Genomic DNA, 21896 nt, shown 5'->3' on the forward strand with positions numbered 1-21896 from the left:
AACATAACCCCTTGGGGTTATTGACTTTGTTTCTTTTTTACTTCATGTTCGTTGAAAATATATCACCATGTTAAATTTTTATTCCCACAAATTTTGCTTTGGCAGAGCTCATGTCAGTTTGCAGACAGAAATAGTTGAACTGTCAATTGCTTGTTTTAAACTAAAAATCGGAAGTTGCGTGCGATTTCTTCTGATATTCTTCTCGTTTTTAAGTTTCGAATCCAGGGGACAGGCCACCCTCTCGATTAAGATAAATGTCGTGCAGCCTCCTGCTTTTCAGGTTTGTGAAATGAACGGCTCAAATGTTTTTCAGTTTACGATTGAGAATAATTCAGGATTAACCATACCATCCGGTGCACATTTAGGGGTTGATCTGTCGGCTTCGGTGAGTATTCCTAACGCTACTATTAGCGGTCCGACATCACTTTTTCCGATTGGCAATACTTCGCCGATAACGAGTGGGAGCACTTATACCGGCGAGTTTACCATGAATGTTTCCTGTGGATATCTTGATGGCGGAACAAATGCGTCATTCCCAGCGACATTTAGCGGGATATATCAAAATAATACGCTTTCGTCACATATCGGAGGAACTGTTTACGAGTATCTATTTAGTACCACCGGGACTTATACAATTAACGGTACCGCGACTTTTACACCTGCTGTATTCCATTTTGATGAAGTGGGAGGTGGAAGTGGACTCGGATCAATCCGAGTTGATTTCATGGATTTTATTGACAATCCAAATTGTGGCGTGAGCAGAGTGTTAGTTTATCAAAATACCGGTTCAGCCACATTTGAGGGGAATATTGTATATACTGAGACGCAGCCTTATTGTCCGACCTATTTTATTCAGAGCGTGACAATTGATTATTTCGACATGCAAGGTGCTGCGATTCAAAGTATATTCTCCGGCTTTACCCCTTGTAGTTTAGTTACCTGTTCAGTACAAGCGAATGTCCAAGGTGGGTCGCAAATTCAGGTTACGGTATGCTATGGCAAAATTGACCCGGACGCAGCAGGCTGTCCAATTGATTTTCCAAATAATACGCAAATAGATTATAGTTTTCAGGCGCAGTGCGTTACTGGTGCATGCACTGCTATAGCGGGCCAGGTGAGTTTTATTGATGGCCTCAGGAGGCCACAACTAGTCCTAAGCAGAATCAATCCGCAAAACAACATTACTACTGGTCATCCTTGCTTCTGGGATATTCAGCCTGCAGTTGCAGGAACGACAAGATGGCGGTTTGCTGTTGCCAATGACGGAGATGATGCTGCCCGGGATATCAGTTTCAGATTGTTCAACCCATATCCTACTTCAACCTATTTCATTGAAAGAGCGGATATTGCAATTGATCAGAATTTTAACGATGGGACACCGGTCAATGCGACTCTGGTGAACGAACAACCACTTGCAGCACTTTTTCCGGTGACTGCCCCTTTTCCCGAATGCGTATACAGTCTTACAGACCCGATCCGCGAAATTACGTTTCAGGTTCCACAAATGCTACCAGGCCAGCGTTTCGAATTCACTTTGGACATAACGGAATGCTGCCCCAGCAACAATGCTCTTTTCCCGAATTTCTACTTTGACAATCCGGTTTTTTTCAATCGGTGGTCGTTTGTAGACAGAGAGTATCGTGATGATTGCATTGGATCGACTCCACTTACTATTCAAACCGTTGGATTGGAACATGATAAACATCTAACTACCGCAGGATTGAATGGCAATCCTGATATCGAGTTGGAACAGTCCTATTACCCTGCTCATGCTGACATGGATATGGCGCAAGGGACGGGTTGCAGTTCACCTGGAAACTATGAATTTGTAATAAACAATCTGAATTTTAACAAGGCGGCAAATTATATACCCTCTTTCAATTTATGGGGAGCCCAGTCTCTTCTCGACGAAATTGACGAATCTGCAAATTGGGGAACCCTTCAATATGCTGCGCAGGGAATTGTAGTAAGGTTCTTCATGGATGCGGGGCTTTTTATTGGAAGCGGAATGCCAAGTCATAATGATGTGTTCTTCTCAACACCAATGGGTGTTAATTGGAATTTTGATTTGTCGCAGGTAGTTTATAATAATGGTTGCCCTGGTAATGAATCTAATTATGAATTGTTTTTTAGATTTTCCGACCTCGCTCCAGTCCCGCAAACTGTTACTGAATTATTGGATATATTGAGTGTCGTTCAGTTTCACTTTTTCTTGCAAGGATGCTGCAGTTGTTTGGTGCCACTACCTATTGGCACTAACGGCATGAATGCCAACCCGAGTTATGATGTCCAGTTCTTTCTAAGAAAAGGCGCAGGACAATGCGACATACCACTTGAACGGCAGAATAACTTCGTTCAACTGCATTGTCCGGGATGCGAGTTACCCGGACCGATTATAACAAGTGATAGTGAGATTTTGGAGCGGACAACCTTTGGTTGGCTGGACTCAAATAATGATGGCCGGGCAGATATTGGGTTGATACCTGCAAATGGCAATACGAATGGCATTGCTGTAAACCGTTCGATGCAAGGAGATATACTACGCTCCACAATTAATTTCCGTATCTCACCTGCAAGTTCACCCACATACACTATACAGTCATTGGCTCAGGCAAATCCACCTGTTAATTTGAATAGATTGTATGTCGAGTTTTTGGTTCCTTTTTCTGAAGCTAATAACTTCGACCTGGAGGTTCGGAGTATTACCTTTACTATGACCCGTTCGGGAGTTTCCAGAACGTTTACCCATATTCCGCCACAAGCGCCTGCAATTTCACCTTTTTTCTCTGACCAGCGGAACTTAAATGGCCTCCTTGCCTTCGATTTTCAAATTAGTAAGATTGATGCGGAGTTTAGTGGTCTTGGCTTGGGAACATTTAACGAGTTCATGGACAATGATCAATTTAATGTAACGTTGGAGTTTTGCGTTCGAGGAAATGGTCCGCAATCTGGATCCGCAGATCCGGACGATAATAGGTTTGAAAGTTTGGTTCAGGCAAGCGCTTATCTGACCGGAGTGGATCTTTGGAGTCAGGGGCTTTTTAATGCTTACTTCGGCGCGCATCGCTCAGTTGCCTCCGATCAGTGGGGCGGTGCGCCTAATCCAGTTGACGAGAACTGGCTCTATGTATGTGAAACCAGGTCAGCTTATCACTATTTCTTCAGGAAGTTCACCACCATGAGCACCACTTATCATGATGTTGATGTTCGAGGTGGGTCATCAGCTCCTAAGAGGTGCGTAAAGATTCTTGATTTCAGAATTGTTTCGAGGATTGGTGGAAATTTAAGAAACTCATTTCCTAATGAGTTTCGACCGGTTCCGTTCCCCACGAACCTTACCTTTGATCTGGCTCCGTTTGACGCTGCTGGTGGTGCGAATATAACCTTTGAGCGTGCAAGTCTCACGTCAAGAATTGAAACATTTGACCAGTTGTGCAGCCCTTCTGTCCTTCATCAGGTAGATTATGATGATCAGGCTCCTATGATATCACCCTCTTTCATTCCCTCCTCCCTCTCGACGTTTGAATACGACTTAGCCAGTCTAATTCAGCAGGTAGAAGAGGGCAGTATCTTGCCGCCGAGTGGTTGCACACCGGGCTCTGTAGAGTCCAGTCACCTGCTTAGCGGCGATGAAAATGGAGTCTGGGAGATTGGTCAACCTTTTACGGTAAATGCTTGCAATGTCCTTCCTGATGAATTTAATTTAGCACAGCATTTCAGTATTGTGGATCTTGAGGAAGATGCCAGCTTGATGAGTTGCGCGCTAACTACTCCACTTCAGCTACAGGGAGTAAATACCAATATTCCAATCCTCCGACTTTCAAGACCTGATTTGAATATTCAAGGCCCTGTGAATAGTGATCTGGAAACTGATGAGCTGATAGGTGTTTACACGTTAACTAATCGTGATGAACCTTGGCTTAATGACATTAGATATGTGGTTGAGCATCCTTTTATCTTTATACCTACGTTGTTTTGGATGTCGCAAGGAGGCATCAGTCTGGAGGTTAATGGATCGCTTATATCCGGAAACGCTGTAACATGGGGTACTGCTCCAGGCTCGCCTCCGGGCATACTGTTTGAGTTACCTTCCATGCTTTCGGGTTCGAATGTACAATGCACTGTTCGAGTTGCTGTTGCTCAGTGCAATGACAATTTGTTTGGATTTAACGAGATTATTCAAACAATCGTAGGATGGGATTGCAGCACGCTGCCAATAGCCGGAAGTGTGGATCCTTCAACTATCTGTTTCATGGAACCGGTCGATTGGCAATTCTTTTGGACTGGAAGTAATGTAAGTATTGATGTTGATGATAATATCAGTATACCAAGTTGCTCACCCGGGCAGTTTGATATCCAAATTAGTGTCTTGCAGGGAAGCTATCGGTTGGAGAGTATCTTATTGGCGACAGCATCTTATCCGGATTTGTTGAATTTATTGAATGTCGATGTCAGTTCAATTAGCTTTACTGGTGATGGGAATCCGGTACCGACACTCTCCGCAACCATTTCATCGGATTGCAGTACCTTGAATATAGTTGACAACGGCACGACTCCTACCGTACTTGGGCTCAATCCTGGCGAAATCGAAGTGCTTGTAATTACTATTCCTGTTGTAAACTATTGCTTAGGCACCTTTACGATGAATGTTACACCTTCGTTATTGCGCTATTGTAACTCCCCGCAGGTATTGAATTCAAAGGCGGTAGTTGTTGATGCGAGCCCGAATTGTGACTTGTCCACAATTCAGTTATGCAATACGGACGGTCTGTTTGATTTAACTACTATAAATAACGGCACAATTGATCCCACTCAAGTTGGTGTGCAAGGAATATACTTTGACCCTTCATCTGTCTTGCCGAATCAGGATTATACGGTTTCCTTTGGACATCAGATTCAGCCCTGTAGCCTTGGCGTCGGTGGTTGCACTTACTATAGCGACTTGATAATACATGTGGAGAATTGTGCGTTTATGACCCTGAATGCCAGCTTGATCTGCGATGGAGAAAGTACCACTTTGTCCCCGTCAAATATCAATCTAACGGCTCCATATTCCTATGTTTGGTCAGCAAATGGCACAACCTTGAGTACCTTATCTTCCATAACAGTTTCACCATCTTCCACTACCGTTTATACTGTTGTAGTTACTGGCAATAATGGCACGGCTACCGCCTCCGCCACCACCACCGTCCAAGTCATACCCAACCTCGGCGCCGACTGCTGCGTGCCTTCGGATTTTGTCCCCGGCACGGATTTCTCCCTGGCCAATACCACCATCTCCTCTTTTGCCGCTACGGCGGGATGGGGCAGTTCGGTATCGACGGCGAACAAGATCTTGATCAATGGGACTTTGACGATTGATGTTGATTTTGTCTTTAACAATTGCGAACACATCATACTTGGGCCCAATGCAGTCATTCACATCAACCCGGGTGTGCGCCTGGATATCCTTACCTCCCACTTGTACTCCTGCGGGCCCATGTGGCAAAGCATTGAGGTGCCTCCGACCGCTCGACTCAAAGTCAGTGATTCCTTTATCGAAGACGGACTGGCTGCCATACGCTCATGGGGTGCACCGGCCCTGGTAGAGGTGCTGGGCAATTACTTTGATGCCAACAAGACAGCCGTTGAGTTGTTTGACGGATCGTTCCAGAATGCATCCTTTTATGGCAACCACTTCCTGTGTACTCGTTACATAAAGCCCGCTTCCAACCTGGAGTGGGCAGCCCATCACATTTACCTGCATGATGCCGAAAATGTACAAGTCGGCGGATTGGGGAAATCGGCTAATCATTTCTACGACGCCATTCGAGGAGTTTATGCTGTACGGTCGCACCTTTCGGTGCAGAACAATGTGTTCGGGCGGGATGTTAATCCAACCGCCAAATTTGGGGTCTATGCCACCGGGTATCCCACCGGATCCCTCCCCCTGCCATACAACCTCTCAGTTGGAAATGCCGCTTCCAATAGCTTTTCCGATCTTCATGTTGGGGTATATGCCGCCAACCACTACGACCTGAATGTTTTTGGAAATACCTTCCAGAACAATCGAATTGGCGTCTCGGTCTTTCGCTGTGATGAACGCACGATCGACATACGGGAAAACACCATAACTTTAAGCAAAAACCCGGGATACGGCATCCAATTGCAGAACAACCACCAGGCGATGCTTCAGATAAGGAAGAACCAGGTCAACGATATATCCGCGCCCTTTAATCCGGCAACGGAAGGCGGCGTGGGTATTCTGGTGAACAACTCCGTACAATCGCTCAGTTCGCTCTACCTGGTGGAAAATGAGATCGCCCATTGCGCTACGGGCATTCGTGTCATGAACCAAAATGGCGGGGTGGTGGCATCCAACCAGGTAAGCTACGCCGTTCCGGATGCCTGGATCGACCTGGGCTATGGCTATCGAAACGGCCTGCAGGCTCAGGCATGCAACAACCTTGACATCAGCTACAACACCGTCTTGCGGGATTGCCAGACCTGCAGCGACGTGATCGGGCAACCGGAATTTTTCCGGGGCATCACCAGCGACCTGACCACCGCCGCCCACATCCACGACAACTACCTCATAAAAGCTCCTCAGGGAGTACTCGTACGCCGCGAATCAGCCGGCGGGTACTATAACTGCAACTACTTCAACGGTGGAAATGTAGGCTTCAACTTCGATCTGGCGCAGATTGATCCGCAAGGAGGGCCCACTAACGCTACCGATAACCAGTGGGTCAATTACGATAATGTGAGACTGAGAATTGCTGGGGAATTGGATCCCCCTGGGTTTACAGTGGATTGGTATTTTGATCTCAGTCAAAACGCAAGCTATAATCCAAGCCCATATAGTACACTTGTAGTAAACTTCAACAATGGGAATACGAATAACGACTGCGCTCAACTTCCTTCTATCCTTGATCCTCAAATTTCAATACTTAGGCTGATAAATGACAGTGCATACACAGAGCATCTTTTTGAAAAGAAGCTTTTTGACCGAAAAGTTGCCTATGGTATATTGAAGGACAGCCTTCAATTGCTGTATCAGGGCAGCACATACGATGTTGAACTACAGAATTTCTTTAATGTCTATGCACTATCAAATCAAGGATACCTAAAAGAAATTGAAGACTTGTTGATAAACAATGAACTTGCGCAGGCTGCCATCCTCAACCTGGGACTGGTTCCTGCAAATCTCCATGAATCCAACAGCGTCAAGGTAAACCAGGTTGTTATTGAATCCTCTGGCGATTCCATTGCATATACCTCTGTTCAACGGCAGGAGCTGCTTGCTATCGCTTACCAGAACCCGGTAATTGGTGGCGAGGCAGTTTATAGGGCTCGAGCGATACTACGTTTGGATCTGGAAGATATGCCAATCGGTTTTAGAAGTAGCAGTAACAATGCTCAAGATATGCCTTTCAGACTATGGCCTAACCCTACAACCGGTCAACTCTACTGCACCTCATCCATACTTAATGACGAAGGGTATGCTATCAGTATTTATTCATCCATCGGAGAAGAGGTGTATAATGGCCGTATCTTAACGGGTGTGACTGCCGATCAGCTTGACCTAGATAACCTGCCAAATGGAATTTACTTAGTGCAAGTGCATAGCCACAATCTACGACACTTTGAACGCATCCTACTTATCCGATGAAACTCCGCATCATACTCGTCTGCATCCTTGTATGGAACCACGCCCAAAGTCAATTCACCGACCGGTTCTGGGCTTTTGGAGATAGTGCGGCAATTGATTTTTCCAACTTATCGAACCCTGTCTCTGGTGAATCTATCCTGCGATCCCGAGGTACATGCGTGAGCATTTGCGATAGTTTAGGTGGTCTGCTTTTTTATGCTGGATCTCCGAACACCAACCTTTGGCCAATGACTACGGTAAATTTCTTGGGATACGTTGTCAATAAGGATCATCAGTTGATGGAAGATGGTGACACTATAGTTTCGAACCAAAACTATCAGGAAATGGCAATCGTACCTAATCCGGGAAATGAGAAACAGTTTTACTTATTTTCAGGAGGAGTTACACCAACAACTAATCCCGGATTTTATTGGTCGCTGATTGACTTGGGTTACAACAATGGCTTGGGTAAGGTAATTCAGAAAAACGTTCAATTGCAGAACTTCCCGGTTAATGATGGTCTAGCTGCAGTTAAGCATGGAAATGGTAGAGACTGGTGGGTAATTCACAAGAGGTATGAGCCCAATGTCTTTACGGATGAGTTTTACTTGTATTTAGTAACTGCGGCAGGAGTTCAGCCACAGCCGATCCAATTTACCGGAAGGCCTTCAAAGAATAACAATTTAAGAATTAAGTTTAGTCCCAGTGGGAATAAGATGGCGGTTCATGAAGCAGGCAACAATCTTGATGTTTACGATTTCGACCGTTGTACAGGAGTTATTTCAAATCAAACAATAGTGCATGACACAAGTACTATCAATGTAAATTGCTTGTACTGGAGTACTGAGTTTTCGCCGGATGAAACAAAACTTTATCTTACCACTATTCCCTACGGCAACAACGATTCCATTTCCTGTCTAATCCAATTTGATTTAGAGGCACCGGATATTCAGGCCTCCATGGATACTATTCAGGTTTTTCCAGAGCCCTTCATATGTGGATTTGTTAAGCTGGCTCCTGACAGTCAGATTTACCTGTCGCACATGACCATTGAAGAAGATTGCGAATTCTTCTACCTCTACTGCGACACCACCTACTACCCCGAGATCATGAACCTGAGCGTGATCCACCAGCCCAATGAGTTGAGGGCGCTGTGCGATTTTCGGCCGTATAGTTTTTATCTGGGTGGTCATCGCTCTTACCACGGCCTGCCCAACAACCCCAACTACGAGCTGGGGCCGCTGGCGGGGAGTGTGTGCGATACACTGATCACGAGCGTGAGTCAGGTGCCCGTGTTTGAGCCTGCGCAGTTGAAGCTGTTCTTCCATACCGGCTGGCGGCAGTTGTTTGTGAACGGGCAGCAGCTCAAAGGCAAGCAGGGCAGCCTCGCGCTCTACTCGGTCACCGGCCAACTCCTCCGCCGCGAGGAGTTCAGCATCCAACCGCCCTACTACACCCGCCAATGGGACCTCACCGGCACGGCCGCCGGGCTGTACATCGTAGTCCTGGAAACGGAGAAGGAACGGGTGAGTGGACGGGTGGTGGTGGAGTGAGGTTGTTGCCTGTGTGCTTCGTGGTTTTTTGCACACGGACTACACGGACAAAACGGATGCTCACGGAAAAGTCCGTGCAAATCCGCAACATCCGCGGGATCCGCGTGCCATCAATTTGTGACCACTTTCGGTAGGCATAGGATTAGTAGCACAGAGTAACCCGGAGGACACACAGCGTCCCACAGAGATCGAACTCTGTGGGACTCTGTGTGTCCTCAGTGCGACTCCGTGTAACTTAGACCTACGAAGAATGCTGGCAAAACAAGCCGTGAGAGGAATTACACACGTAAAGAATCCGTGCAAATCCGCTTTGTCCGTGTAGTCCGTGTGCCATGCACAATGAACCACCGAACCACCGAACCTAAACCTTCCGCCCCACGAAGCGCACCACATGCGCTTGCCCTTCGTGATGAACGCCTTCCTGTAATGTTACTTCCGATTCGCTGATGCGGATGGTCTCGAACTCCCGGAAATCATTTCGCACTTCGTCGCCCCAATACAAGAGCGACGCGTCACCCGGCCCTCCCGAACGGTATTTTTGCTGGTACTGCAACTGCTTCTTTGAAAACGCTTCCACGAGCACCAGTCCGCCCGGCTTCACCAGCCGCCCCAGCAGCTCGTGCCAACTGCGCCGTTGCGTCTCGGGGAAATGCGCATAGATCAAGGCCAACACATCGAACGATCCTGCCGGATAGGGGAGGTCGGGCATCGACAACACGCGGAAGTCGATCGTCGCGCCGGATTCCCGGGCCAGCAACTCGGCTTTTTGTTTGCCCACGCTGCTCTGATCAAAGGCTGACACTTCCCAACCGTGCCGTGCCGCCCATACCGCGTTCCGTCCTTCCCCTTCGCAAGGCAGGAGCAGCTTACCCGGTTTGAGTCGTTTCATTTCCTGCTCGAAGAAGCGATTCGGCTCCCGGCCATAGACGAACTCGTCGCCGGCATAGCGTTCATTCCAGAAATCGGCGGGGTATTGCATCCCGAAAGATAACACCAGCCCGACAAAACAGGAAGCGCCCCCCGGCTGTTGCAGGTTGCAACCCGCTATCTTTGTAACACGATGAATACCTTATTCCTGCGCACGGCCGTCCTGGCCGCCTTCCTGCTGCTGATCCTCCCCGTTTCCCAGGCTCAGCCCTTCCTGGTAAATCCCGCCAACGCTCCGCTTAGCTTTTCTGCTATGCAACGGCAGTTCCATGACTGGTCTTCCTGGCACCGCCTCGACCGGGAAAAGAACTGGAAATACTACAAACGCTGGGAAGCCGAGATGCTCCTGCATACCGACGGACACGGCGAACCCGTTGCGCCCGAGCTGCTGGCCCGTGAACACCTGCGGGTGCACACCGCCCGGCAGCAAGCCAACGCCCGCACCACTGCCGCTTCCTGGTATCCGCTCGGTCCTGCCGCCGTACCCGACAACCTGACGGGCTACCTCGAAGTCGGTATCGGCCGGATCAACTGCATCGCGTTCCACCCGAACGATCCGTCTACCTACTTCGTCGGCGTCGCCCAGGGTGGCGTGTGGAAGACGACCGACAACGGTCAGTCCTGGACGCCCCTCACCGACGAACTGCCCATCCTGCGCATCTCCGATATCGCCATCGATCCTAACAACACGGATGTGCTTTACATCTCGGTCGGCGACTACGCGTACATCGGCTTCGGACTCGACCTCAACGGCCGCAAGCGCAATACGCACTATGGACTCGGCGTCTATAAATCCACCGACGGCGGACAAACCTGGGCGCCGACCGGCCTCGGCTTCGACCAGACACAGCGCGACGCGTCCCTCATCCGCAAGGTGCTGGTGCGTCCCTCCGACAGCAACCAGCTCGTCGCCTGCGGCGCCAGTGGGATGTACACCAGCGACGATGCCGGAGCGAACTGGACGCAGGTATCCGACTCGCTCTTTTGGGATTTGCAGCAGGACCCCGGTGCCCCGGATGTACTCTATGCTGCCACCGGCTGGGTGCAGAATAGCAATACCGGTTCGGCAGGCGTTTACAAATCAACCGACTTCGGTCGCAACTGGACCCTGCTCAATACCGGTATGCCGCCACGCGGCGATATACAGCGCGTCAAACTGGCCATCGCGCCCTCCGACCCGCAACGGATCTACGCAGTGACGGTTGATACCCAGAGCGGCTTGTATGGATTTTACGTCACCAACGACGGCGGAACCAACTGGCAATACCGCAACCCGGGAGTGAACGTACTGAGCGGAGGCGACGGCACCAATCCCGGCGGGCAAGGCACCTACGACCTCGCCTTGCTCGTCAACGCTACCGATCCTGATGTGGTTTATGTTGGCGGCGTCAACATTTGGGGCTCCTCCGATGCCGCGCGGAATTTTGATCCCCTGGCATACTGGACACTGGAATATGGCCCTTCCGTGCACGCCGATCAGCACTTCTTCGCACGCCAGCCGCTGACGGGAAACATCTTCGTCTGCAACGACGGCGGTCTGTATCGTACGGCCGATATGATCATCCACTCCTGGGACGATGCCATCAACGGAATTCCCTGGCCCACGCTCTGGACCAACCTCAGCGACGGCATGGCGACGACTTCGTTCTATCGCATCTCCAGTTCGAGGAATGCCACCGGTCGTCTCATCGCCGGTGCGCAGGATAATTCGACTTCCTATTACGACGGCGGACAATGGTACTCCGTCTTCGGTGGCGATGGCATGGACAATTACCTCGATCCGGCCGACGATTTCCGCTTGATCGGTTCCAGCCAGTTCGGTAATTTCTATGAATCACTGGACGGCGGATTCTCAGCCAACTTCGTCAACACCAACCCGAACAACGAAGACGGTGAATGGACCACGCCTTTTGTCGCGGACTACAATAACCCCGGAGTGTTCTATACGGGCTATTACAACGTCAACCGGTCCGACGATAACGGTTTCAACTGGAATCCGATCAGCAGCTTTCCGCCGAACGGTGTGGCGCAAACGGAGATCTGTGCCCTGGCCGTTGCGCCGAACGATCCGGATGTACTGGTCGCGGCCCGGCGTGTGCGCTACGAGTTTGGCGTCAACGGCGATGTGTTCCGCACCACCAATCAGGGCGGCAGTTGGACCAACATTACCGCCGGCTTACCCGATAGCTTGTATTACACCTCGGTCGACATCCATCCTGCGAATGCCGGCGACATCGCGATCTCGCTCGCGGGTTTTGCGGCCGGACAAAAAGTTTACCGCAGTACCAACGGCGGTCAGAGCTGGCAGAACGTTTCGTTCAACCTGCCCAACCTGCCGGTGAACTGCGTGAAGTACGTTCCGCGCAGCGGACAGCTCATGATCGCCTCCGACGTAGGTGTCTGGACCCTCGACAGTGGATCGGTTACCTGGAACGACCAGAGCCTCGGCCTTCCCAACGTGATCGTATCCGACATCGAATTCAACGAAGTCCTGAACAAGGTGTACGTCTGCACCTTCGGCCGCGGTATCTGGGGGAGCGATCTGGGATTGGTGACAGGTTCTTCCGGCCTTCCTGCCACTGCAATCGATTTTGGCGTTTACCCTTCACTTAACAACGGCCGCTTTACACTCCGGTTGACCGAATCGCTCCTACAACCTGCTGCCAAGGTGATCATCACCGACATCCAGGGCCGACAGGTATGGCAGGAAGAGTTGAACGAAACGATCCATGAATTCAACCTCGGTCTTGCTCCGGGCAAGTATTATATCCAAGTGCGTACGGGCGACCGGGTCGGCGTTCGATCGTTCATCGTAGGTTGAATGCCATAAAAAAAGAGCGGCCGCAATAGTGCGGCCGCTCTTTTCATTTACCATAACTCAATCAATGCTGGACGGTGAGCTTGCCCTCAAAGGACTTGCTTCCGCAAACGATCCGATAGACGTAAACACCCGGAACAATGTCCGCAGCATCCCAGGTGACGCGATAGAGATGCTTGCTCATCGCTTCGTCGTTGTACAACTCGGTGACCAGGCTGCCATCCAGTGTGTAGATGGATACAACGGCCTTGTCGCTGAGACCTTCGTTGGTGAACTCGATCGTCGCCCGTTCTGAAACCGGGTTCGGATAGGCGCTAACCGACAGGAGGTCAAGCAGGACGTCGGCGGTTGCCTTGACAACCGAGCCTTCAGCATCCGTGACGGTCACTTCGACCGTTCCGGAATGTTTCACCGTGGTATGATCAGAGCTTTCGGTTGCGTCGTTGCTCCAGGCGAACGTGTACGGCGGGATACCGCCGGTAACCTCAGCCGTTACGCCACCGGTCTTCGGATCGACGACGGTACGGCAGTGGTGACGCTGGTACCAGGTTACGCAAATGCTGCTGGTGCTGCTGCATCCCGCGGCGTTCGTTACGGTTACCGAGTAGGTGCCTGCGCAATTCACCGTGATGCAGCGCGTGGTGGCACCGGTATTCCAGCGGTAGCTCGCACCGCCCGAAGGCGCGCAGAGGGAAATCGGACAACCCTGACGAATGACCGTCGGGCCGGTGATCGTACTCGAAGGACGCGGAGCAACCGTTACCGTTGCCGTGCAGGTACTGCTGCAACCGCCGCTGTTCGTGACGGTCAGCGTGTAGGTGCCTGCGGTGGAAACGTTGATGCAACGGGTGGTCGCGCCGGTGCTCCAGCGGTAGCTGGCGCAGCTCGAAGGTCCGCAGAGACTCGTGCTTGAACCCTGGCAGATCGTGGTGTTACCGGTGATGTTACACGAGATGCCCGGACTGCTGGTGACGCAAACCGTACTCGACCGGGTACAACCGGCCGCGTTGGTTACCGTGACGGTATAGTTGCCCGGCGTACCGACCGTGATGCAGCGTGATGTGGATCCTGTGTTCCAGCGGTAGGTGTAACCCGTGCCCGAAGGAGCGCAGAGGCTGGTCGTTTGACCGCCGCAGATACGCAGGTTGCCGGTGATCGTTGCCGAAGGAGCGGACGATACGGTTACCGTGACACTGCAGGTGCTGCTGCAACTGCCGTTCGAAACGGTGAGCGTATAGGTGCCGGCGCAATTCACCGTGATGCAGCGATTGCGGGAACCGTTGCTCCAGTAGTAGCTGTAATTGCCGGAAGGACCACACAGTGTCGTGCTGCTACCCTGGCAAATGGTCGTGTTGCCGCTGATGTTGCAGCTCGGGGCGGAACCGACGGTTACCGTCGTGCTGGCGCTGGCGGTACAACCGCTGCCGTTCGTCACGACTACCGAATAGGTTCCGGGAGCGCTGACGTTGATGCAACGTGTGGTAGCACCATTGCTCCACTGATAGGAAGAATAGCCGCTCGAAGCGCAAAGGCTGGTGGTTTGACCCTGGCAAATACGCGTGCAACCGGTAATGCAAACCGAAGGACGCGGACGCACCGTCACACATACTGAACAACTGCTGGTACAGCTTCCATTGGAAACCGTCACCGAGTAGTTGCCGCTGCAATTGACGGTGATACACTGTGTGGTCGCGCCATTGCTCCAGAGATAGGAGCTGTATCCGGCAGGAGCACACAATTGTGTCGTCTGACCCTGGCAGATGTTGAGGTTGCCGCTGATCAGGCAATTGGTGCTGCCCGTGACCGTCACCGTCTTGCTGCAGCTACTGGTGCAACCATCGCTGTTCGTTACCGTGACCGTATAAGTGCCGGCCTGGGAAACGCTGATGCAGGAAGTAGTCGCGCCGGTCGACCATTGGTAAGAGGCGTAGCCGCCGCCTACACAGAGGTTGGTCGACTGACCCTGACAGATCGTTTCATTTCCGGAAATGTTGCAGTTCGGCAATTGGGTCTCGGTCACGATCATGAAATCGGAGGCGGTACAACCGTTCGTCGGGTTCGTCACGACAACCGTATAGGTGCCGGCTTCATCCACCAGCGGAGAGGCGGAGCCGCCGCCACTCACGATATGTCCGCCATTGGACGCGGTCCAGGAGAAATCAACACCTGCGGTCGTCGAAGAACCTTGCAGGGTAACGGTTCCGGAGCCGCAGCCGACCGTCAGATCAGGTCCGGCATTGGCGTTCGGGACGTTGTTGTTTAATCCGATCACCACTTCATCGGAAGCGGTGCAGCCGTTGGCCGGATCAGTGGCGACCACTGTGTAGGTGCCGGCAGCCGTTACGGTCTTGCTGGCACCGCTCGGTCCGCCTACCCAGGCGAAGGTCGCGCCTGCAGTGGAGGAGGTAGCAGTAAGTGTAATGCTCGTGGTGGTACAGGTCAAGGATTGATCCACGCCGGCGTTGACGATCGGTGTGTTGATGTCCTGTCCGATTACCACTTCATCCGAAGCAGTACAACCGTTGGCAGGATTGGTGGCGACAACCGTGTACGTACCGGCAGCCGTAACGGTCTTGCTGGCGCCACTCGGTCCGCCTACCCATGCGAAGGTCGCACCGGCGGTGGAAGAGGTGGCGGTCAGCGTGATGCTGGTCGTCGTACAGGACAGCGACTGATCAGCGCCTGCATTCACGTCCGGTAAGTTGCCGTCTTGCCCGATGACCACCTCGTCGGAAGCGGTACAACCATTGGCAGGATTCGTGGCGATCACCGTGTAGGTTCCGGCAGCGCTGACGGTCTTCGTAGCTCCACTCGGACCACCAACCCATTCGAAGGTAGCGCCTGCAGTGGAAGAGGTCGCCGTCAGGGTGATGCTGGTCGTCGTACAGGTCAGCGTCTGGTCTGCACCTGCATTTACATTCGGCAGGTTGGCATCTTGCGATACGGTGACTTCGTCGGAAGCGGTGCAACCGTTGGCAGGATTGGTAGCCACAACCGTATAGGTTCCGGCTGCGCTAACGGTCTTGCCGGCGCCGCTCGGTCCGCCGACCCATTCAAAGGTAGCGCCGGATGTGGAAGACGTTGCTGTGAGTGTGATGCTGGTGGTGGAGCAGGTCAGGGTCTGGTCCGCGCCTGCATTCACGTCGGGCTGAGTGTTATCCTGACCGACGGAGAAGGTAAAGGAAGCAGTACAACCATTCGCCGGATTTGTGGCGACAACCGTGTAAGTACCGGCAGCGGTAACCGTCTTACTCTCACCGCTCGGACCGCCAACCCATTCGAAGGTGGCGTCTGCGATGTTGGAAAGAGCTATGAGCGTGATGCTGGTGGTGGTACACGTCAGGGTCTCGTCGGAGCCTACTACAGAGCCCCCAGGTGCAACAATATCCTGGTCGACTACCACTTCATCGGAAGCGGTACAGCCGTTGGCCGGATTGGTGGCTACAACCGTATAGGTGCCCGCCGCGGTTACCGTCTTACTTGCGCCGCTCGGTCCGCCGACCCATTCGAAAGTCGCGCCGGCAGTGGAAGAGGTGGCTGTCAGCGTAATGCTGGTAGTGGTACAGGTGAGGGTCTGGTCTGCGCCTGCATTTACATTCGGCAGGTTGGCGTCTTGCGACACGGTGACTTCGTCGGAAGCGGTGCAACCATTGGCGGGATTGGTTGCTACAACGGTATAGGTTCCGGCTGCGCTAACGGTCTTGCCGGCGCCGCTCGGTCCGCCGACCCATTCGAAGGTAGCGCCGGATGTGGAAGACGTTGCTGTGAGTGTGATGCTGGTGGTGGAACAGGTCAGGGTCTGGTCCGCGCCTGCATTCACGTCGGGCTGAGTGATATCCTGACCGACGGAGAAGGTAAAGGAAGCAGTACAACCGTTCGCGGGATTTGTGGCAACAACCGTGTAAGTACCGGCAGCGGTAACCGTCTTGCTCTCACCACTCGGACCGCCGACCCATTCGAAGGTGGCGTCTGCGATGTTGGAAAGAGCTATGAGCGTGATGCTGGTGGTGGTACACGTCAGGGTCTCGTCGGAGCCTACTACAGAGCCCCCAGGAGCAACGATATCCTGGTCGACTACCACTTCATCGGAAGCGGTACAGCCGTTGGCCGGATTGGTGGCTACAACCGTATAGGTGCCCGCCGCGGTTACCGTCTTGCTTGCGCCGCTCGGTCCGCCGACCCATTCGAAAGTCGCGCCGGCAGTGGAAGAGGAGGCCGTAAGGGTAATGCTGGTGAGCGTACAGGTGAGGGTTTGGTCCGCACCGGCATTGACGTTCGGTACGGCATTGTCCTGGTTGATCGTTACTTCATCGGATGCCGTGCAGCCGTTTGCCGGATTCGTGGCGACAACCGTGTAGGTTCCGGCAGCAGTAACGGTTTTGCTTGCTCCGCTCGGTCCGCCGGCCCATTCAAAGGTGGCGCCGGCAGTGGAAGAGGTGGCGGTCAAAGTGATGCTGGTGTTGCCGCAGGTCAACGTCTGATCAGCTCCGGCATTGACGTTCGGGGTGCTGATGTCCTGGCTGACCGAAACGATGTCGGATGCGGTGCAGCCGTTGTCCGGATTCGTGGCGATTACCGTATAGACACCGGCTGCGGTCACGGTCTTGGATGCTCCGCTCGGGCCACCGACCCAGTCAAACGTAACGCCGGGTGTGCTGGAAGTTGCTGTTAAAGTGGCGCTGGTGATCGTACAGCTGAGCGATTGGTCAGTGCCGGCATCCACATTCGGTGTGGCGATGTCCTGGCTGATGATGACTTCGTCAGATGCAGTACATCCGCTGGCAGGATCCGTGGCGGTTACAGAATAAGTACCGGCAGCAGTGACCGTCTTGGACGCGCCGTTCGGTCCGCCGGTCCAGGCAAAGGTTGCGCCCGGAGTAGAGGATGTCGCGGTCAGTGTGATGGATGCGTTGCTGCAGGTGAGTGTTTGGTCAAGCCCCGCATTCACATCGGGAATGCTGGTAGTCGGAATGGTCACCGGCAGGGTGAAGGTACAACTGTTCGCGTCGGTGATGGTTACCGAGTAACTGCCGCCTGCTACGTTGGAAATCGAAGATCCCGAAGCGCCATTGCTCCAGAGGTACGAGTACGGTTGCGTTCCGCCGGTTACCGTCACGCTCGCCCCACCGGTATTGCTGCTGCAATTTGCAGTCGTGGTTGATGCCGTTGCATCGAGTGCATCCGGTTCGCCGACCGTGAAGGAGGTTGTTGCCGTACAGTTGCCGTTATCGGTGATGGTCACCGTGTAGGTGCCTGCTGCGAGGTTGATCGCGGTCTGGCTGGACTGACCATTGCTCCATGCATAGGTGAAAGGTGATTCACCATCCGATGTAGCAGAGATCGAACCGGTGGCGGTACCGTTACAGGCCGCATCGGTTACAGTACCGGAAGCGGTAACGATTTTCACCGTCACGACCTGGTCGGCAGCGCCGGCGAGAATACAGGCGTCACCACCGATGATGCGACGGAAGAAGGTCTTCTGATACAGCGCCCCAATGGTGGTGCCCGGAAGATCACGTGAAGTCGCACCCGGAATATCTGACCAATTGGTACTATCCGTACTGATCTGCCACTGGTAGGTGGTGGCTGCGCCAAGTGAAGGATAGCTGGAGGTGCTTCCGGCACGCGTAATGGTCGGAAGTACGTAGGCGGGTTCGGAGCCAGTCAGGTCGCCCGGAATCGTTCCTGCGCAGATCGTTTGGTTACCGGTAATGGAATTGCCCAACAGATCGGGGGGATTGGCCCAGATGACCATGCCCGGTTCGTAGATCGAAGTTGTGCTGGTTTTCGTTGTGTTGAGCGCGCCGACGGTCAGCGGAATATTGTTCGAACGTGCCGTTACGATGGTGTAGATACGACAGTTCGAGAATTTGATACCCCGCTCGCCAACCGGATCATAGTCGTTCGAAGTTCCGCCATAGTAGGTGCTGAAGAGCAAGGTCGACAGGGAAGAGCTGATCTTCGAAAAGGTCTTGTCGCTGCTTCCCTGGTTGGTCGACTGCAACGGTACGTTCGGCGAAGAGCTGACCGGGAAATTCGTAGAGCTGGAATAACCGAAGATATAAACGTCATTGTTCAGGTCGGTGTTCAGACCCATCATGTTCTCCTCTGTACCGGATCCACCGAGGTAGGTTCCGGCGACGAACGTCTGGTTGGTGTCCATGCGACAAACAAAAAAGTCGTTTCCGCCGTTCACACTGTTGTCGATGACACCGGATGCCGAGATGTTGGCTGCGTTCAGACCGGTGGTAAGACCGCCGAAGTACAGTTGGTTCTTTGAGGTGTTGAACTCCATGCAAAGGATGGAGGCGCTCTGGCTGGTGGCGGAGGAGAAATAGGATGCCCATTGAAGATTACCCACTGCGTTCATCTTCTGAATGAAGCCTGCGCTGCTGCCACCGCGCGTGCTCTGGCGCGGGTTCAGGGTCGGGAAATTGGTAGATGCGGTTGAGCCGCCGATGAAGAGATCGCCGTTGGCAACGTTCTGCACCATGATCGTCGCGATGTCGGAACCGCTGCCACCGTTGTTCTTCATCCACGCCAAAGCGGAAAGGTCCTGGTTGATCTTGAAGACCAGCCAGTCATTGCTGCCGTTGTTCGTATTGCTGGCGCCAAGGCCATACAAGGTCGAGAGGTTAGTGCTGGTGGTTTGTCCGCAAATCACCACGTCGCCCGCTTCATTGATGCGTAGGTCATAGGAACCTTCGTCGCCGTTTCCGCCCAGTACCGATGCCTTGATTCCGGTGCCATCGCGGTTGATCTTCAGAATGAAAATGTCGTTACCGCTTTGGCTTTGATTGTCGATGCTCGATCCGCTGAATCCGGTACCGCCAAGAAGCGGAAAGTTCGTACTGCCGGTATAGCCGGTGATGTAGAGGTTGCCGTCCGGGCCCTGCTCCATCGCGTAGGGGTTGTCGTCGTTGTTACCGCCGATGTAGGTCTGCCATACCCGTGTGCCTGCCTCGCCAATGTTGACGGGTTCGAGGTATTTGCCTACGATCATTTCCAGGTTACCATTCGCTAGCTCGTCGAACGCTCCGATCGTGATCTGATCAGTTGTGCCCACAACACGAGCGACCATATAGATCGCGCCGTCGGAAGGATCCACCCAGATACAGTGACCGTGGTTATCGCCGGAGGAGGCTGTGTTCACCCAGGTTGCCCAACGCAAGGCGATCGGGTCGATGATCATGGGTGCATTTACGTCGTATTCGCCAAGTTCGAAGGACAGCATGTTGTTTTCGCGTACGCGATACGCGGCTGCGATGGTTTTACGGGCCCCGTTGATCTGCTGGTACACGACTGGTGCGGGGAATTCTACCGAACCGACTGATGTCTCGAACAGGAGGCCACCGTCTTCTTTCACCTTGAGACGATCAATGCCGTCGAATCGGATGCGGATGTCCGTCGGGCGGAAGCCCGGTTTACACACGATATCGTATTCGAGCGTGCCGTCTTCGGCCGGGTAATAGCGTACGTCTACGTTATTGTAGACGTTGTTGTACCAGACTTCCTGATAATTGGCTACGCCGGTCGCATGACGCGAGGTGTTGCCCGTAAAGTAATTGTAGAAATCGCCGTGACGTTCGGCGCCGGAAGTTGTCATTCCGGCTGAGCGACCGACGAAGTTCATCAACCAGGTATGGCCTTTCAAACGTCCATTAAGGGGACGGATGCGCTGCCCGTTCTGGATCTCGCGCTCCAGCAATTCACCGTCATCCATGCGTGCCTGTACGGAAGCCGGATCATAGGTGGAGATGTACATGCCTTCAGCAGTTGCCGCAGCCTGGCCGTAGGGAAAGTCGGCCCGGTAGAGCACGCGCTCTTTGAATTGTCCGCGGTTTTCCGTGAAGTAGATCTTGTGCTCATACGTATTGAGCAACTCCTTGATCGACGGATCGATCGGGCCACCGGCTGTTTGTCCAAGCGCGGATGAAACCGAAATCAGCAGGAAGAAGCCGAAGAGCAATGCGCAACTGACACTTCGGGTCAGGCGAACAATGCGATTCAAACTCGTCCCGGCATGGGCGTGTAAGGGTGTGTGTGTCATGGTATGAATAGTTAGCGGGTAGACAAACTGGATGAGTTTCGGTGGGAGATCCGAAAATGTTTCAACTAAAATTTCTCAATTTTCAAAAATATCGCACTTCATTTTAGCGATAGATTTATTCGTGTTAATTCTGATGGAAAGTCGTAAGAATTTTGGCCAACCCCCGGAAAAGCTTGGTAAATGCGGGTTTCAGAAGATCTCGTGTTGCTTCGAGTGCTTAAGAATTGTTCATTTACTGTTAATTAAATTCCATAAAATCATCCATAAATATTACTACCTGCAAAAAAGCCCGGTCATTGGATGGCCGGGTTGAAAGAGGTTGAATGATTTGTCCTTAAGTCCGTTTCAAGAGCCAGGCACCGACGAGGCTTACCACGAATCCCGCCGGAACCAGGGTGAAGAATACGACACCGGCCTGGAATGCGCTGTTCTTATAGCGTTCTCCGCTCTGTTTCCATTCCTCTTCGAATTGTTCTAGTCGTGAGGCGGCTGCCTCAGGCGTAGGAGCACCGGATCGGATAAGTTGAACCTGGTGAGCGTAGTATTTTTTCAACCAGGCATCACCTCGGATCTCGAAAAAGGCCCAGTTCATGAAAAAGAACAGGATGCCGGCAGCCAGCGTGATGGTGGCGCCTGTGCGGAATGCCTGTCCAAATGTGATCTTTCCGCCTTGCTCATTATTTCGTTTATGAAGAATGCCCAGCACGAGGAGGATCATCGAGACAAATAAACCGATATAGCCCAGCCAAACACTGAGGTGTTGATTCGATCCTTCCACCCAGAGCAGGGAAGTTCCCAGGAAGGTGAAGAGCAGGACTATGCTGATCCAGATACCGTATCGTAAAGCTGCGTTTTTCATTCTTTCATTCGTTAAAGTTGAAAGGTAACTAACCCTTTATCGGCTTCAAAATTCGCTTA

General features: G+C 52.5%; 6 protein-coding genes. 3 read left to right on the top strand and 3 right to left on the bottom strand.

Annotation, left to right across the window (positions count from 1 at the left end; all coding sequences use genetic code 11):
* Positions 1 to 67: 67 nt before the first annotated feature.
* Both IPJ96_06025 and IPJ96_06030 read left to right on the top strand, forming a co-directional pair.
* Entirely contained in the window at positions 68 to 7651 is a 7584-nt protein-coding gene (locus tag IPJ96_06025) for a T9SS type A sorting domain-containing protein (GenBank protein ID MBK7909908.1), read from the top strand.
* On the top strand, positions 7648 to 9183 hold the full coding sequence (locus tag IPJ96_06030) for a T9SS type A sorting domain-containing protein (GenBank protein ID MBK7909909.1): 1536 nt from the start codon (positions 7648 to 7650) through the stop codon (positions 9181 to 9183). Before IPJ96_06025 ends, IPJ96_06030 begins: the two co-directional genes overlap by 4 nt.
* Before the next feature lie 361 nt (positions 9184 to 9544).
* On the opposite strand, the gene IPJ96_06035 is transcribed toward IPJ96_06030, so the two are convergent.
* Positions 9545 to 10162 carry a class I SAM-dependent methyltransferase gene (locus IPJ96_06035; protein ID MBK7909910.1) on the bottom strand — a complete coding sequence of 206 codons (618 nt, stop codon included), beginning with the start codon at positions 10160 to 10162 and terminating at the stop codon, positions 9545 to 9547.
* Between the two features lie 81 nt (positions 10163 to 10243).
* Between IPJ96_06035 and IPJ96_06040 the strand changes: the two genes are divergently transcribed.
* On the top strand, positions 10244 to 12931 hold the full coding sequence (locus IPJ96_06040; protein MBK7909911.1) for a T9SS type A sorting domain-containing protein: 2688 nt from the start codon (positions 10244 to 10246) through the stop codon (positions 12929 to 12931).
* 61 nt (positions 12932 to 12992) lie between these two features.
* On the opposite strand, the gene IPJ96_06045 is transcribed toward IPJ96_06040, so the two are convergent.
* The gene (locus tag IPJ96_06045; GenBank protein MBK7909912.1) at positions 12993 to 20978 is read right to left on the bottom strand and encodes a T9SS type A sorting domain-containing protein; all 7986 of its coding nucleotides are present in this window, start codon (positions 20976 to 20978) and stop codon (positions 12993 to 12995) included.
* 334 nt (positions 20979 to 21312) lie between these two features.
* Positions 21313 to 21837 (bottom strand): DUF4199 domain-containing protein, encoded by a 525-nt coding sequence (locus IPJ96_06050; protein MBK7909913.1) that lies wholly within the window; start codon positions 21835 to 21837, stop codon positions 21313 to 21315.
* Positions 21838 to 21896 lie beyond the last annotated feature (59 nt).

The sequence above is a fragment of the Bacteroidota bacterium genome (assembly GCA_016713765.1).
Classification (GTDB): domain Bacteria; phylum Bacteroidota; class Bacteroidia; order AKYH767-A; family 2013-40CM-41-45; genus Pollutiaquabacter; species Pollutiaquabacter aromativorans.

Coding starts and splice junctions, on each gene's coding strand:
- IPJ96_06025 (MBK7909908.1), top strand. CDS start 68: ATGTTAAATTTTTATTCCCACAAATTTTGCTTTGGCAGAGCTCATGTC.
- IPJ96_06030 (MBK7909909.1), top strand. CDS start 7,648: ATGAAACTCCGCATCATACTCGTCTGCATCCTTGTATGGAACCACGCC.
- IPJ96_06035 (MBK7909910.1), bottom strand. CDS start 10,162: ATGCAATACCCCGCCGATTTCTGGAATGAACGCTATGCCGGCGACGAG.
- IPJ96_06040 (MBK7909911.1), top strand. CDS start 10,244: ATGAATACCTTATTCCTGCGCACGGCCGTCCTGGCCGCCTTCCTGCTG.
- IPJ96_06045 (MBK7909912.1), bottom strand. CDS start 20,978: ATGACACACACACCCTTACACGCCCATGCCGGGACGAGTTTGAATCGC.
- IPJ96_06050 (MBK7909913.1), bottom strand. CDS start 21,837: ATGAAAAACGCAGCTTTACGATACGGTATCTGGATCAGCATAGTCCTG.